This is a genomic window from Citrobacter sp. Igbk 17 (genome assembly GCF_028069775.1).
GTDB lineage: Bacteria > Pseudomonadota > Gammaproteobacteria > Enterobacterales > Enterobacteriaceae > Citrobacter.
On record NZ_JANEWI010000019.1, the window covers coordinates 32210 to 47290 of the forward strand.

General features: G+C 54.7%; 15 protein-coding genes. 4 read left to right on the forward strand and 11 right to left on the reverse strand.

What is annotated here, in order from left to right:
• Positions 1 to 187 precede the first annotated feature (187 nt).
• Both norV and norW read left to right on the forward strand, forming a co-directional pair.
• Entirely contained in the window at positions 188 to 1636 is a 1449-nt protein-coding gene (gene norV / locus NNO08_RS12935) for an anaerobic nitric oxide reductase flavorubredoxin (RefSeq protein WP_271441814.1), read from the forward strand.
• Positions 1633 to 2766: an NADH:flavorubredoxin reductase NorW gene (gene norW / locus NNO08_RS12940; RefSeq protein WP_271456864.1), complete on the forward strand. Its 1134-nt coding sequence runs from the start codon at positions 1633 to 1635 to the stop codon at positions 2764 to 2766. The genes norV and norW overlap by 4 nt, the downstream gene beginning before the upstream one ends.
• Before the next feature lie 157 nt (positions 2767 to 2923).
• Here norW and hypF read toward each other — a convergent pair whose 3' ends face one another.
• Together hypF and hydN are read right to left on the reverse strand one after the other, a co-directional pair.
• The gene (gene hypF / locus NNO08_RS12945; RefSeq protein WP_271456865.1) at positions 2924 to 5164 is read right to left on the reverse strand and encodes a carbamoyltransferase HypF; all 2241 of its coding nucleotides are present in this window, start codon (positions 5162 to 5164) and stop codon (positions 2924 to 2926) included.
• Positions 5165 to 5303: 139 nt separating this feature from the next.
• Complete coding sequence (hydN, locus tag NNO08_RS12950; RefSeq protein ID WP_003037366.1) at positions 5304 to 5849, reverse strand: electron transport protein HydN; 546 nt, start codon at positions 5847 to 5849, stop codon at positions 5304 to 5306.
• Between the two features lie 419 nt (positions 5850 to 6268).
• On the opposite strand from hydN, the gene NNO08_RS12955 reads away from it, so the two are divergent.
• On the forward strand, positions 6269 to 6508 hold the full coding sequence (locus tag NNO08_RS12955; protein WP_271456866.1) for a SymE family type I addiction module toxin: 240 nt from the start codon (positions 6269 to 6271) through the stop codon (positions 6506 to 6508).
• Positions 6509 to 6572: 64 nt separating this feature from the next.
• Here NNO08_RS12955 and hycI read toward each other — a convergent pair whose 3' ends face one another.
• From hycI to hycA, 9 genes are all read right to left on the reverse strand, one after another.
• Positions 6573 to 7043: a hydrogenase maturation peptidase HycI gene (gene hycI / locus NNO08_RS12960; protein ID WP_271454172.1), complete on the reverse strand. Its 471-nt coding sequence runs from the start codon at positions 7041 to 7043 to the stop codon at positions 6573 to 6575.
• The gene (locus NNO08_RS12965) at positions 7036 to 7446 is read right to left on the reverse strand and encodes a formate hydrogenlyase maturation HycH family protein (RefSeq protein WP_069324564.1); all 411 of its coding nucleotides are present in this window, start codon (positions 7444 to 7446) and stop codon (positions 7036 to 7038) included. The genes hycI and NNO08_RS12965 overlap by 8 nt, the downstream gene beginning before the upstream one ends.
• Positions 7443 to 8210 carry a formate hydrogenlyase subunit HycG gene (hycG, locus tag NNO08_RS12970; protein WP_271449793.1) on the reverse strand — a complete coding sequence of 256 codons (768 nt, stop codon included), beginning with the start codon at positions 8208 to 8210 and terminating at the stop codon, positions 7443 to 7445. The genes NNO08_RS12965 and hycG overlap by 4 nt, the downstream gene beginning before the upstream one ends.
• Positions 8210 to 8752 carry a formate hydrogenlyase subunit HycF gene (gene hycF / locus NNO08_RS12975; protein ID WP_271449792.1) on the reverse strand — a complete coding sequence of 181 codons (543 nt, stop codon included), beginning with the start codon at positions 8750 to 8752 and terminating at the stop codon, positions 8210 to 8212. The genes hycG and hycF overlap by 1 nt, the downstream gene beginning before the upstream one ends.
• A 9-nt stretch (positions 8753 to 8761) precedes the next feature.
• Entirely contained in the window at positions 8762 to 10471 is a 1710-nt protein-coding gene (gene hycE, locus NNO08_RS12980) for a formate hydrogenlyase subunit HycE (protein ID WP_202037928.1), read from the reverse strand.
• Between the two features lie 17 nt (positions 10472 to 10488).
• Positions 10489 to 11412, reverse strand: a complete 924-nt coding sequence (locus NNO08_RS12985) for a respiratory chain complex I subunit 1 family protein (RefSeq protein WP_271449791.1) — start codon at positions 11410 to 11412, stop codon at positions 10489 to 10491.
• Between the two features lie 2 nt (positions 11413 to 11414).
• Complete coding sequence (gene hycC / locus NNO08_RS12990) at positions 11415 to 13241, reverse strand: formate hydrogenlyase subunit 3 (RefSeq protein ID WP_271456867.1); 1827 nt, start codon at positions 13239 to 13241, stop codon at positions 11415 to 11417.
• Positions 13238 to 13849: a formate hydrogenlyase subunit HycB gene (gene hycB, locus NNO08_RS12995; RefSeq protein ID WP_271449789.1), complete on the reverse strand. Its 612-nt coding sequence runs from the start codon at positions 13847 to 13849 to the stop codon at positions 13238 to 13240. The genes hycC and hycB overlap by 4 nt, the downstream gene beginning before the upstream one ends.
• A gap of 142 nt (positions 13850 to 13991) precedes the next feature.
• Positions 13992 to 14450 carry a formate hydrogenlyase regulator HycA gene (hycA, locus tag NNO08_RS13000; RefSeq protein ID WP_271454168.1) on the reverse strand — a complete coding sequence of 153 codons (459 nt, stop codon included), beginning with the start codon at positions 14448 to 14450 and terminating at the stop codon, positions 13992 to 13994.
• Between the two features lie 198 nt (positions 14451 to 14648).
• Between hycA and hypA the strand changes: the two genes are divergently transcribed.
• On the forward strand, positions 14649 to 15005 hold the full coding sequence (gene hypA / locus NNO08_RS13005; RefSeq protein ID WP_101741655.1) for a hydrogenase maturation nickel metallochaperone HypA: 357 nt from the start codon (positions 14649 to 14651) through the stop codon (positions 15003 to 15005).
• The last annotated feature ends 76 nt before the right edge of the window (positions 15006 to 15081 follow it).

Sequence of the window (15081 nt, forward strand, 5' to 3'; positions counted from 1 at the left end):
ACCTCATTGTCATTTTGACAATTAATATTGTCATATTGACAATGAAATGAATAGTCATTTTGACTACCACTTTGTAGGCAATAAATATTAAATCGTTATAAATCAAACAAATAAAAAGTTGGCACGCAACCTGCAATAAGCAAAACATCTTTTTTAGAAAAACGCGAAATTAATTACTGAGGTTGCTATGTCTATTCTGGTTAAAAATAACATTCATTGGGTTGGCCAACGTGACTGGGAAGTTCGTGATTTCCACGGAACCGAATACAAAACGCTGCGCGGCAGCAGCTACAACAGCTATCTTATCCGTGAAGAAAAAAATGTCCTGATCGATACAGTAGACCACAAGTTTAGCCGTGAATTCGTGCAGAACCTGCGCAGTGAAATCGACCTGGCAGATATCGATTACATCATCATTAACCATGCGGAAGAAGACCACGCCGGGGCGCTGACCGAGCTGATGTCCTGCATCCCGGATACCCCGATTTACTGCACAGCCAACGCCATTGACTCCATCAACGGTCACCACCATCACCCGGAATGGAACTTTAACGTGGTGAAAACCGGTGACTCGCTGGACATTGGTAACGGCAAACAGCTGATCTTCGTGGAAACACCGATGCTGCACTGGCCGGACAGCATGATGACCTACATGACCGGTGATGCGGTACTGTTCAGTAACGACGCCTTTGGCCAGCACTATTGCGATGAACGCTTATTCAACGACGAAGTGGATCAGACGGAGTTATTCGAACAGTGTCAGCGCTACTACGCTAATATCCTGACCCCGTTCAGCCGTCTGGTCACACCGAAAATCACGGAGATCCTCGGCTTCAACTTGCCGGTCGACATGATTGCCACTTCCCACGGTGTGGTATGGCGCGACAACCCAACACAAATCGTAGAGATGTACCTGAAATGGGCGGCGGATTACCAGGAAGACCGCATCACCATTTTCTACGACACCATGTCGAACAACACCCGCATGATGGCCGATGCGATTGCCCAGGGCATCAACGAAGTGGACCCGAACGTCGCGGTGAAAATCTTCAACGTTGCCCGCAGCGATAAAAACGAAGTACTGACTAACGTCTTCCGCTCTAAAGGCGTGCTGGTAGGGACTTCGACCATGAATAACGTGATGATGCCGAAAATCGCGGGTCTGGTGGAAGAAATGACCGGCCTGCGTTTTCGTAACAAACGCGCCAGCGCCTTCGGTTCACATGGCTGGAGTGGCGGTGCGGTAGACCGTTTGTCCACTCGCCTGCAGGATGCAGGTTTTGAAATGTCACTGAGCCTGAAAGCAAAATGGCGTCCTGATCTGGATGCGCTGGAACTGTGCCGCCAGCACGGTCGAGAAATTGCACGTCAGTGGGCACTTGCTCCGCTGCCGGAAACCCAGGTGAAAGCCGTCGCCCAGGAAGAAGCCTGCGCCTGTGCCGCTGCGGCTGCCGCGGACCTCGGCCCAAGCATGCAGTGCAGCGTTTGCCAGTGGATCTACGATCCAGCAAAAGGTGAGCCGCTGCAGGATGTCGCACCGGGTACACCATGGAGCGACGTGCCGGACAACTTCCTGTGCCCGGAATGTTCATTAGGTAAAGACGTCTTTGACGTACTGGCAACGGAGGCAAAATGAGCCGCGGAATTGTCATTATTGGTTCGGGCTTTGCCGCCCGCCAGTTAGTCAAAAATATCCGTAAACAGGATGCAACGGTTCCGTTGACCCTGATTGCCGCTGACAGCATGGATGAGTACAACAAGCCCGATCTCAGCCACGTGATCAGTCAGGCACAGCGCGCAGACGACCTCACCCGCCAGTCGGCGGGGGAGTTTGCCGAACAGTTTAACTTACGCCTGTTTCCGCATACCTGGGTTACTGATATCGACGCGGATGCTCACGTGGTGAAAAGCCAGGAGCAGCAGTGGGAGTACGACAAACTGGTACTGGCAACGGGCGCATCGGCTTTTGTGCCGCCGGTTACCGGGCGTGAGTTAATGCTTACTCTGAATAGCCAGCAAGAGTATCGCGCCTGTGAAACACAGCTGCGTGATGCCCGGCGGGTACTGATTGTCGGTGGCGGTCTGATTGGTAGTGAACTGGCGATGGATTTCTGTCGTGCCGGCAAAGCGGTGACGCTTATCGATAACGCCGCCAGCATTCTGGCCTCGTTAATGCCGCCGGAAGTCAGCAGCCGTTTGCAGCACCGACTGACCGATATGGGTGTGCATCTGCTGTTGAAATCACAATTGCAGAGTCTGGAGAAAACCAGCACCGGTATCCGCGCCACGCTCGATCGTCATCGTAGTGTCGACGTTGATGCGGTAATCGCCGCAACCGGTCTGCGCCCGGAAACCGCACTGGCGCGTCACGCTGGATTGACTATCAATCGGGGGGTTTGCGTCGACAGCTACCTGCAAACCAGTCATCCGGACATTTATGCTCTCGGCGACTGTGCGGAGATTAACGGTCAGGTGCTCCCGTTCCTGCAACCGATTCAGTTAAGCGCCATGTATCTGGCGAAAAACCTGCTCGGCGGCAATGCGCCATTGAAACTGCCCGCCATGCTGGTAAAAGTCAAAACGCCGGAACTGCCGTTACACCTGGCAGGGGAAACCCAGCGTCGCGATCTGAACTGGCATATTGCCGCCGAAGCGCAAGGGATGGTCGCCCGGGGGATGAACGACGAAGGTCAATTGTGTGCCTTCGTCGTCAGTGAAGACCGGATGAAAGAAGCCTTCGCGCTGCTGAAAACGTTGCCCGTGTAAATCTGTGATGCCGGATGGCGGCTACGCCTTATCCGATCTACAACCTTATCCAGCAACGCGGCTACTGATTTATTAACCTCACGCACATGGATGTGCGTTGCCACTTGTCGGTATGCCCCGACATGTTTTTCTTGCCCCGCCAGTCCCGGGGCTTTTTTTATTTTTGCCCTAACGCTCGCGCTGCGGCAATCACACCCTGCCCCAATGACAATCCACCGTCGCCCGCCGGTAAACGCTGCGGGAACAATAACGTAAAATCGGCCAGGTAAAATGCCAGTCGGGTTGACAATAAACGGTTATGCATTACACCGCCGCTGAATACTAACGTCTTAATCCTGCGCGCTTCAGCCTGTTCCCGCATCAGAGTGGCAAACCCACGCGCCAGCGCATCGTGAAACGCCCACGCTCTTTCTGTCGATTTGGCCTGCCAGTTCAACCATTGGTGCCAAAAAGCCGCTAAGTCCAGATGGTTGCCATCAAGCGGCACCGTGACAGGATGATCAACGCCAGCACATTGCGATGCCATCGCCTCCAGGGCACAGGCCGCTTCCCCCTCGTAGCTCAGCGATTCCGGCGCGCACTCGAGTGCGGCTGCAACGGCATCAAACAACCGTCCGCACGATGAGGCCTGCGGGGTATTGATCCCTCGCTCGATGGCGCGAGCCAGCACCGGCCAGTTTTGCTGTTGCAGCGCTGACGTTTCCGGGTAACGCTGCCAGTCAGGAACAAAACGCAGGCACTGCGCCAACAGATTGCGCCACGGCTGTTTTGCCGCCAGATCGCCGCCGGCCAGTGCCACGGCAGGTAAGCCACCGAGGTGTTCGCATTCACGATAATTGACCCGCAAACACTCGCCGCCCCACAGCGCACCGTTTTCGCCCATGCCAATACCGTCTAGCGTCAGGGCAATCACATCGCCACCGTCCAGCGGCCAGCCGTGCTCGGCCAGACACGCAGCAGCATGCGCATGATGATGCAGCACCGTTTCAGTCGGCAGATTCATCTCGCTGGCCCACTGGCTGGAAACATAACCAGGGTGCGCGTCATGGACGATACGCTGCGGTGTAAAGTCATAAATATTCTGGATCAGGCGCAACGCGTCACGCCACTGATGTTGAATACCATCGTCGCTAAGATCGCCCAAATGCTGGCTGATAACCGCCTGCTCACCACGCACCAGACAGAAAGTATTTTTTAAATCTGCGCCTAAACACAACATCGGCGGCACATCGCGAAAGCCCGGCGGTAGCGCAACCGCATCCGGCACGTAGCCCCGGGAGCGGCGTAGCATTTCCCCGCTTTGACGTACCACGGAGTCATCCATACGCTGCACAATTTCACGGTTGTGTAGCAGGAACCCATCTACAATCTCACGCAAATCATCCAGAGCCTGCGCATTGGTAATGGCCGGTGGCCTGCCGCTGAGATTGCCGGAGGTCATCACCAGTGGGCAGTTCAGTGCCTGTAACAGCAGGTGCTGTAATGGATTAGCAGGTAGCATTATCCCAATTTCCGTCAGCCCGGGCGCAATCTCCTCACTGAGCGCAACAACATCGTGTTTATTCACTAACACGATAGGCGCGGCGGGCGTTGTCAGCAGACGACGAGCGGCCTCTGGCAATCCGTTATCATCGGGCAACATCACCGCCAGAGGCTTAGCCGGACGGTGTTTGCGCTGCCTGAGTCGGGCCACGGCATTATCGTTACGGGCATCGCAGACCAGATGAAATCCGCCAATGCCTTTCACCGCCACAATGCCGCCCGCTTTCAGCTGTGCCACCGCCGCCAGCAGTGCATCTTCTTTTTCAGCACGCACACCAGTACCGATCCATTCCAGATGCGGGCCGCATGCCGGGCAAGCAACGGGCTGGGCGTGGAAGCGACGGTCATACGGATCGCGATACTCTTTGTCGCACTGCGGACAGAGCGGGAAAGACGCCATGACGGTCAACGGACGGTCATACGGCATCGCGCGGATAATCGTAAAGCGTGGGCCACAGTGGGTACAGTTGATAAAGGGATAGCGATAGCGACGTTCGCCGGGCGTGTTCATTTCAACAAGGCATTCAGGACAGGTCGCGGCATCGGGGACAATTTGCGTATTCATCGTTCCGCCCGCGCTCTGTCGAATCGAGAAATCAGCTGGCCGCTGCGTCCAGACAAATGGCTCACTTTCGATGCTATCGATACGTGCCAGCGGTGGGCAGTGCTGATGCAACTGGGTAATAAACGCCGCGGGATCTTCCAGCAATCGCACAACCACGCCATCACCGTCGTTACACACGTCGCCGTGTAGGTGCAGGCGCTGCGCCAGTTGCCAGACAAAGGGGCGAAATCCGACGCCCTGAACCTTGCCGCGAATACGCAGTTGTACGCCGGAGTGGTGGTTTATTGTCATGATGAATTCCCGCGGTATTGTATCCCTGAAATGTCCGTTTGCCGGATGGCGGCTTCGCCTTATCCGGCCTACATGACGCCCTTGTAGGCCTGATAAGCTGCGCGCCATCAGGCACGTATTTTACGCGGATTTTCAGATATCAGAACAGCAAAGATGCGGTAGAGTCCAGCGCGGCGCGGCGACGTTTTTCGGCGCTCAGTTGCTCGAGTTTATTGCGATCCACATAAATCAGCGCGTGAGTTGGGCACACTTCCATGCAGGCAGGTCCCGCTTCGCGGTGGTGGCACAGGTCGCATTTATTGGCTTCGGCTTTTTCTGCACGGACATTCAGACCCGCACCGCTGTTACGCACAACCGGACGTACAACCACTTCCATCGCACCGTAAGGGCAAGCCACAACGCAGGTTTTACAACCAATGCAGCGTTCCTGCATCACGTGGACAAAGCCTTTATCACGGCTGATTGCACCATTCGGACAGACGTTAGCGCACGGCGCATCTTCACACTGACGACACAGCGTCGCCGTGGAAACATTAACACCTTTGATCACGTGAATGCGGGGTAAAAAGGTTTCAGGGGTCAGCGATGCGCAGTCCTGGTTATCCTGATGGGATACCACGCAGGCCACTTCACAGGTACGGCAACCAATGCATTTATTGGCGTCTGCAATGATGAAACGGTTCATCAAATTCTCCAGCAATGACAGATTATCTGCCGAAACATACACAAATCGTGCCAGAATTTAATTAACTGTTATTTAAGGATTTTTATTTTATGCTGGTGCTGTATGGGGTGTCATCGTCACTAGTGACGATGACTAATGACGGCGGTCAACGTGAAACTGACGGAGCAATGGCGTCGCGATCAATCAACTCGCCGGTGAAACTTTTTGGCGACGTAAAAACCCCACCTCCCGGCATAAAGATAAGACGTCGAATCGCGACGCAAATCGCCCATGAAATCTACCCGCAAAACACTTTCATTTCATTAATTGCATTCTCAATGTGGAATCCCCCTTCCAGTTTCAGGTTTGCCTCCATACTTTTTTACTGGCATTTTATTCAGTAGTTTTTCGTCTTAACCATTCATCACAAGGAAGCGTTCATGTCGGAAAAAAATGGCAACACAACCGGGGTAATCACCAAGCCCGTACGCCGTTTAACTGTAGGGTATGTCAGGAAACGCCATGAAGATCGCAAGACAGGTTTCACGCTACGCATCAGCCGACACGCCTCGTTAACGCTAAATGGCGACTGGCTGGAACAGGCCGGGTTTCCTACCGGTACGGCAGTGAAGGTGTCAGTGATGCAGGGAAGATTAATTATTGAGCAAGCAACGGAATAGCAGAGGGTACGAGAAGTAAAACAGGCCGGACGCACAATGCATCCGGCACAGGCACAGGCACAGTTTAGTCTTCCGGGGCTTCTAACTCAGAGAATCCACCGTGGCCTTTCCACCCGGCTAATCGCTGATACACGGTTTCAACCGCCTCTTTGATTGGCTGTGTCATAGGGTAGTAAAAGCCGACGATATCCGGCTGAATACCGAGGAAAATCACCTCTCCAACATCGTCTTTCAGCTGATCGACCAGGTAGTTCAGCGGCATGTTGTGCGTGGTCATCATGAACATTTCGGCAATATCATCAGGATCGATAATACGGATCTCACCAGGGTTTAACCCCATATCGGTGGCATCCACAATCAACAGACGCTCAGGGCGCAGTTCACGGATCGCGACAATATCGTTTTCCGGCGCGCTGCCGCCATCAATGACAACCCAGTTGCCCTGAGGATTTGCGGCACACATTTCCGCCAACAGCGGACCCGCGCCGTCATCGCCCATCATGCTGTTACCCACACATAATAAAACGTCAGTCACGGTGTCTCCTCACCATCAGATAGATAGCGCTTTCCTGGTGAATGTCATGAAGCATACTCAGCATCAGCTTGCTCCATTCCTGTTGCTGCGGCGTCTGCACGGCGCGTGCATCGTCAAACGCGCGCGCCAGCATTTGCACATGGTTAAAATCGATGACGATTTCACCGTACTTCGGCACACCTTCCATTTTACGTCGGGCTTCGCTGCCTTCGGCTAGTGTGGCAATCCACGCCAGATACTCATCCCATGGACAGGTTAACGCCGCCTCCAGGCAATCGATGACCCCCAGGTGGTGACCAATCGCCAGGCTGTAATAGACAACCTGCTGCGCCTCGGCGGGCGTTGCATCGTTCTCATCAATAAACTTACGGCTCAGTTGACTGAACACCACCGTTTCACTCATCGGATACGCGCCTCTTCGACTACATGGTTAAGATGGGTGACGATTTCGGTCAGACGCGGATCGTTTTCCGTCTCCAGCCAGCGCGCCACCTGCTGCTCACCCTGACCTAACTGCAACATATAATCATCTGCAATCTGGCGGCCATAGCGATAACCTGCCAGACGACGCGCTTCGCGATCCACCTTCACGCGCAGCGGTTGAACCATATCCGGATGCAGAATTTCAGCAGGTTGTTCGTCCAGTTCGCCCGGCGCACGTGCATGAATTTTCTGTTCCAACAGGCCAAGCGCCATCGCAAAACCGTACAGTGTTGCCGCAGGCGTCGGAGGACAGCCCGGAATATACACATCCACCGGTACAATTTTGTCGGTGCCGCCCCATACGCAGTATAGGTCGTGGAAAATACCACCGCTGTTACCGCAGGCTCCGTAGGAGATGCAAATCTTCGGGTCTGGCGCAGACTGCCAGGCGCGCAGTGCCGGAGAGCGCATCGCACGGGTCACCGCACCGGTAAACAGCAGAATATCCGCATGACGCGGTGATGGGACGACTTTGATACCGAAACGTTCAGCATCAAACAGTGGGGAAAGTGTCGCAAAGATTTCGATTTCGCAACCATTGCAACCCCCGCAGTCCACACGGTAAACATACGCTGAACGCTTGATACTTTTCAGCAGCGACGCTTTCATGCTGGCAATGGATTCATCCACAGTCATCGGTACCGGAATACCGTTGGCATCACGTGGGCCTAATAAATTGCTCATCAGCTGGCCTCTTTCATATGGCGAGTCAGTTCAATACGGTCAGACGGCACCAGACATTTCTGGCGCTTACAGTCCGGGCAGGTCTCAAAGCTTTCACGGTGATTTTCCGCACGGGTGTCACCGTTGTGCTTCAGCAGCGCAATGGCGTAATCAATCTCTTTTTGCACCGCAAATGGACGGTTACATACGCGGCAATTGCACAGCGCAAAGCGAGACTGCTGCAGGAAATCCTCTTTCTTCCACACGGCCAGTTCATACTCCTGCGACAGCTTGATTGCCGCCGTCGGGCAAACTTCTTCGCAGCGAGCACAGAAAATGCAGCGTCCGAGATTGAACTGCCACGCCAACTCATTGGTGGCCAAATCGGTTTCAACCGTCAGCGCATTGGACGGACAGGCATTAACGCAGGCTGCGCAGCCAATGCACTGCTGCGGATTGTGTTCCGGCTTACCACGGAAGTTTTTATCGACCGCAATCGGCTCCAGTGGATACGACGACGTCGGCGCCCCAGTTTTGATGACTTTTTTGATAAAGGTAAACATGGCGATTCCTTATTTCAGCGGCGAGTTTTTACGCTCGATGCTGTAGCGCTCAAGTTCTTTGTACGGTACGACTTTGCTCTTCTTCTTACGCACATCGACCACGGTCATACGGTCAGTACAGGAATAGCAAGGATCGAGGCTACCGATAATCAGCGGAGCATCGGAAACGGTGTTACCACGCAGCATGTAACGCAGCGTCGGCCAGTTAGCATAAGTGGCTGCACGGCAGCGCCAGCGGTACAGTTTCTGGTTGTCGCCAGTCATGCTCCAGTGGATATCATCCCCACGTGGCGCTTCGGCAAAGCCCAGCGCGAAGCGGTGAGGAATATAGGTAAAGCCTTCCACCGCCAGCGGGCCGCCTGGCAGGTTATCCAAACCAAAGTCGATCATGTTCAGTGCGGTATAGACTTCATTGATACGGACTTTCAGACGAGAAATGACGTCACAACCTTGCTCGCTGTGGACTTCCATCGGCAGCAGACCGTAGCCTACGAACGGGTGGTCTGCGCGGGTATCACGCGCGTGGCCGCTGGCGCGAACCATTGGACCGACGTTACTGAAGTCACGGGCAATTTCCGGGTCCAGGCGACCAATGCCAACGGTACGCTGTTCCATGTTCGGCGTGCTGAGCAGCATGTCGACCAGTTCCTGCACGTCACGACGCATTTGCTGCGCCAGTTGACGGGTCTGGATCATGTCTTCTTTCAGCAGGTCACGACGGATCCCGCCAATCAGGTTCAGACCGTACGTTTTACGCGCCCCGGTGAGAATTTCCGCCATCTTCATGGACGTTTCACGCACACGGAAGAATTGCATGAAGCCGGAATCGAAACCGGTAAAGTGACAGGCCAGACCGAGGTTCAGCAGGTGCGAGTGCAGACGTTCAACTTCCAGCAGAATGGCGCGGATCATCTGCGCACGTTCCGGCACCACGATGCCCATCGCATTCTCAACGGACGTGGTATACGCAGTACTGTGGGCAAAACCACAGATGCCGCAAACACGGTCCGACAGGAATGTCACTTCGTTATAACCCATACGGGTTTCTGCCAGCTTTTCCATGCCACGATGGACATAGAACAGGCGGTAGTCGGCGTCGATGATGTTCTCACCATCAACAAACAGACGGAAATGCCCCGGTTCATCGGAGGTCACATGCAGTGGGCCAATCGGCACCACGTTATTTTTCTTGTCGCCCAGCTCGTTAATGAACTCGTAGGTTTCGGCATCGGTAGTCGGTGCCGGGCGCTGACGATAATCCATGCTGTCTTTACGCAGCGGGTAGAGTTCGTCCGGCCAGTCATCCGGCAGGACCAGACGACGTTCATCCGGCAGACCCACAGGGATCAAACCGTACATGTCGCGCACTTCACGCTCGCCCCACACCGCAGCTGGAACGCGCGGCGTGACGGACGGGAATTCCAGCTTATTGGCATCGACTTCAACGCGGACGGTTATCCAGCACTTGGTGCCCTGCTCCATCGACATCACGTAGTAAACGGCGTAATGACCGCACAACTGGCGTTCGTCGTTACCAAACAGTACGGACAACCAACCGCCCTGTTTGTAGTACAGGAACTCCACCACTTCAGGCAGATAGTTCACTTTGACGGTAATTGTCAGCTGATCTTTGGTCTGCCAGGCTTCATCCAACACCACACCCGGAAAGGCCTGGTGCAGTGCGGCGAGATAGTGTTGACCTAATTTTTCTTCAGACATGCTCAAACTCTCTTAAATCACGCCACCAGCAAGGAGACGAACGCTAAAAACGCAAACCCAAAACCGGCCCAGGTCACGCGTGAAGTGGCGCAAAAACGCAGACGCGCCATGCTGTTTTCGAACAGGGCGATGACCAGCACGCCGAGGACCAGCTTGACGATGGCAATCACCAGCGCCAGCAGCAACCCACCCGCGGTGAAGGTTTCCATCTGTCCCCACGGCAGGAATACGCCGACGAACATTTGCAGAACCACCAACTGTTTGAGGCTAATGCCCCACTTCAGCACCGCAAAACCGCTGCCGCTGTATTCGGTCAGTGGACCTTCCTGCAGTTCCTGTTCAGCTTCCGCCAGGTCGAACGGCAGTTTGCCCATTTCGATAAAGGTGGCGAAGGCACAGGCGCACAGCGCCAGAATCAGCGGGATACTGCGAGCCGCAGGCCAGTGATAAATGGTGTCAGCGATGTTGCTGATATGCGTTGAACCTGCAACCTGCGCCGCAACCCACAGACCCAGCAGCAGGATAGGTTCAACCAGTACGCCAAGCATCGCTTCACGGCTGGCACCGATTGCGGTGAACGGGCTACCGGTATCCAGACCCGAGATTGAAAAGAAGAAGCGGGCAATGGCGAACAGGTAGATTAAGGTTATCAAATCACCCAGTTGCGGCAGCGGTGAACCCACGGTCACTACCGGCAGCGCGGTGGCGATAGTCAGCATCACGCCCACCATCACGAACGGCGTCAGACGGAAAACCCAACTGGAATCCGCAGGCGCAATGCTCTGACGCCCCAGCAGTTTGATAATGTCGCGGTATTCCTGCAAAACGCCTGGACCGCGGCGGTTGTGCAAACGCGCACGCGCCACGCGGGTAATACCGGACAGCAGCGGCGCAACGGCAAACAGTACCAGCGCCTGAATTAACGGATATAAAACACTCATTCTCAGGCTCCTCGTGAAACCACAATCACCACCAGCACCGCCAGCTCAATCAGCGCCAGGCGACGGAACAGCACCGGTGCAGCCGCATTCTGCCAGCCCGGAACCAGTGATACCGGGTTCAGCCATTTACGCAGTTTGAGTACCGGGGCAAAGGCTTCTTTCACCGGCATGGCAAAACCGTGCGCGGTGATCACCATTGACTGCTCGTGATCGTAACCACACACCCACGCCGCACCGCGTGAACGCGACGGCAGACGGTTGCCTTTGAAAATGGCCATGATGATGAACGGCAGCAGCGGACACGCGATCAGCAGCAGCGTGATCATTGGCTGAGAAACGGTGGTGTTCGCGGTTTCCAACGGCAGCGGAACGGCAGAGGAGATCATCGGCAGCAGCCACGGCGCAGCAACGCCGCCAATCACGCAGCAGATAGCCAGCGCAACCACGCTCACGCCCATCAGGATGGGTGCACAACAGGCATTTTCAGCTTCCTTCGTGCGCGGTGCGCCAAGGAACGTAACGCCATAAACTTTCGCCATACACATCACCGCCAGTGCGCCGGTAATCGCCAGTCCGACCGCCAGCAACGGTCCTAACAAACTGCCGACAAAGGCGCCACTGTTTCCGAGCTTAAAGAAGGATTGATAGATAACCCACTCACCGGCAAAGCCGTTCAGCGGCGGCAGTGCAGCCATCGCCATCAGCCCAACCAGCATCGCCAGAGAAATCACCGGCATGCGTTTACCGATCCCGCCCAGTTTTTCGATATCACGATGACCGGTACGGAACCAGATGCTGCCTGCGCCCAGGAACAAGACGCTTTTGAACAAACTGTGGTTAACCAGATGATACAGACCGCCAGTCAAACCCAGCGCAATCAGCGCTGGTTGATTGAGGGAAATCCCGGTCACGCCAGCACCCAGCCCCAGCAGAATAATGCCGATGTTTTCCAGCGTGTGGTACGCCAGCAGACGCTGGATGTTATGTTCCATCAGCGCATACAAACCACCGACAAACGCGGTGATCATGCCTAACACCAGCAGCGTAACGCCCCACCACAGCGGCGCGTTACCGCCCAGCAGCGACAGGGAGAGAATACCCAGCAAACCGACTTTCATGACCACGGTAGAGAACAATGCCGCAGCCGGTGCGCTGGCGTTAGCGTGCGCCTGAGGCACCCAACCATGCAGCGGGATAATCCCTGCCAACAAGCCAAAGCCAGCCACACCCAGCAGCCAGATGTCGGAGCCAAGCGGCAGCTCCTGGGTACGCAGGTCAAGCAGGCGCAGTTCCAGGGTGCCGTAGCGTTGCCACACCAGATAACACGCGAGCGCCAACATCAGCGTACCGATACGCCCCAGCGCAAACCACAGCTTGCCTTCTTTGCTGCAGCCAGTCAGGAACACCGCGCACAGCGCCATGATTTCTGCCATCACCACCAGCGTACCGAGGTTGCTGGCAACCACTGCGCACACGGCCGCGGCCATCAGCAGATTCACCAGCAGGCCGTTAGCCTTCACCTGCGGATGACGATGCCAGTCAATGTTGTACAGGCTGACAAACAGGCCGCACAGACCCAGCGTAATCAGCCAGATAGCATTCAGCGGAGTAATTTGCAGACTGTGGCCAATAAACGGCATCACGCCGCTCACCGCCAGCGCATTGGTCAGAACGGTAAAACCGGCGGCTGCGGTACACAGGCTGCCTACCGCACCGCCAACCCCAGCAATCCAGCCGCTCAGCGATTTATGAAATGAAAACAGAAATGCCAGAACCGCAGCCGCTGTAAACCAGGCTACGCCGCTGTTAATCAGTGAAATTGCGCTCATTTTGCATCTCCACTCTGAGCCTGCTGAAACAAGGTGAGATCGCCGAAATCGGTATTGAAAGTCAGCTCACGCTTACGTTTACTGGCGCGTGCGATATCGATGTTACTCACCAGGTGCAGGGCTTTGGTCGGGCACATGCGTATGCAGGCCGGACCTTGCTCGTCAAAACTACACAGATCGCATTTCACCGCGATGGCACGAACGCCCGGTACCCAGTCTAGCAGCGTGCTCACACGCGCAGGAGCCGGCGGAGCCGGGGGCGCTTTTGGCGTATTGGCGTTCGCCGGGATGTGCAGCGGACGGCTGCCGGAAAACTCAATCGCACCGAACGGACAGGCGATCCCGCACAATTTGCAGCTGACGCACAGGCTTTCATTCAGCTGTACGGCACCGTCAACGCGATTAATCGCATTAACCGGACAAACGGTAGCGCAAGGCGCATCTTCACACTGGTGGCAAAGCTGCGGCGCAGATTCTTTTTCATTTAACATCACTTTCAGGCGCGGCATTGACTGCAGGCCATGCTGGCGATGAGTCTCTGAGCAGGCGGCCTCACAGGTGTGGCAGCCAATGCAAAGAGTGGAGTCAGCAATTACAAAACGATTCACCAGGCATTCCTCAGGTGATAGTCATTTTTGACGAAAACATGTCTGTAAAATGTCATTTCGACATTTTTCGACATGCCCATTCCCTAAACCGTCGTGATGCAGAACAAACCGCATCATGACTCAAGTGGGCAACACCCGAGGCTTAAGCCGGGTTATGTCCTTCAACCAGCTGGCTTAAATTCACCGGCATATTGTTTTCAACCGCGGTGTACAGGCTGTCGTAGACGCTGGCGATTTTTTCGAGATAGTGCTCCAGCACCTGCTCGCGATCGCGGTTGCTGATGCGCTCATCGACCTGTCCGTCGAGGGTCAACTCTGCCTGTGCAATCAGTTGCTTATCATCACCGTCTTTCGTTTCAACGTAGTACTCGATGGTGTGGCTGTTAAAGCCGTCCGCCAGCGTGACGTAGATAGTGAAGTGTTCAAAAAGGACAAAGCACAAATCCTTGTCCGGCGCGCAGCTCATCGCATGATGCAAACGCGCTTTTGACAGGGTGATCCCCTGAACCAGCGAGTTGCAGTAGATACGCCACTGGTCCTGTAGGCGACGATGCCGTTCAGCGATGTAATCGGCTTTTTCGCTTATTTCCCAAATAGTCATGTCAGGTTACCCGTTTAGCAGAGATGAACAGCCCTAAGCACATTTCATGCCAAAATTAATTTTGTTTATTTTCATATGGTTATGAATTTATGGCGCGATGACGACATGTCATTTCGTCATCGTCGACATTGTCACGAACGTGAAAATTCAACCTGGCATGCTTATTGCTTTTAAAACGGCAACATCTTAGGAGGCGATATGCACGAAATAACCCTCTGCCAACGGGCACTGGAATTGATTGAACAACAGGCCACCCAACATGGCGCAAAGCGGGTAACTGGGGTCTGGCTCAAAATTGGCGCATTTTCTTGCGTAGAAACCAGCGCTCTCGCCTTTTGTTTTGATCTGGTATGCCGTGGCACCCTTGCAGAAGGTTGTAAACTCCACCTCGAAGAACAAGAAGCCGAATGTTGGTGCGAATCTTGTCAGCAATACGTCACGTTGCTGACGCAGCGCGTGCGTCGGTGTCCGCAATGCAATAGCGATATGCTGAGAATTGTGGCCGACGACGGCTTACAGATTCGAAGAATTGAAATAGGCGACGCCGAAGACTAATTCCGGTGACACCTCTGGTAGGCCGGATAAGGCAAAACTGCCATCCGGCAACAGATATACCGCAAGATAAAGATCA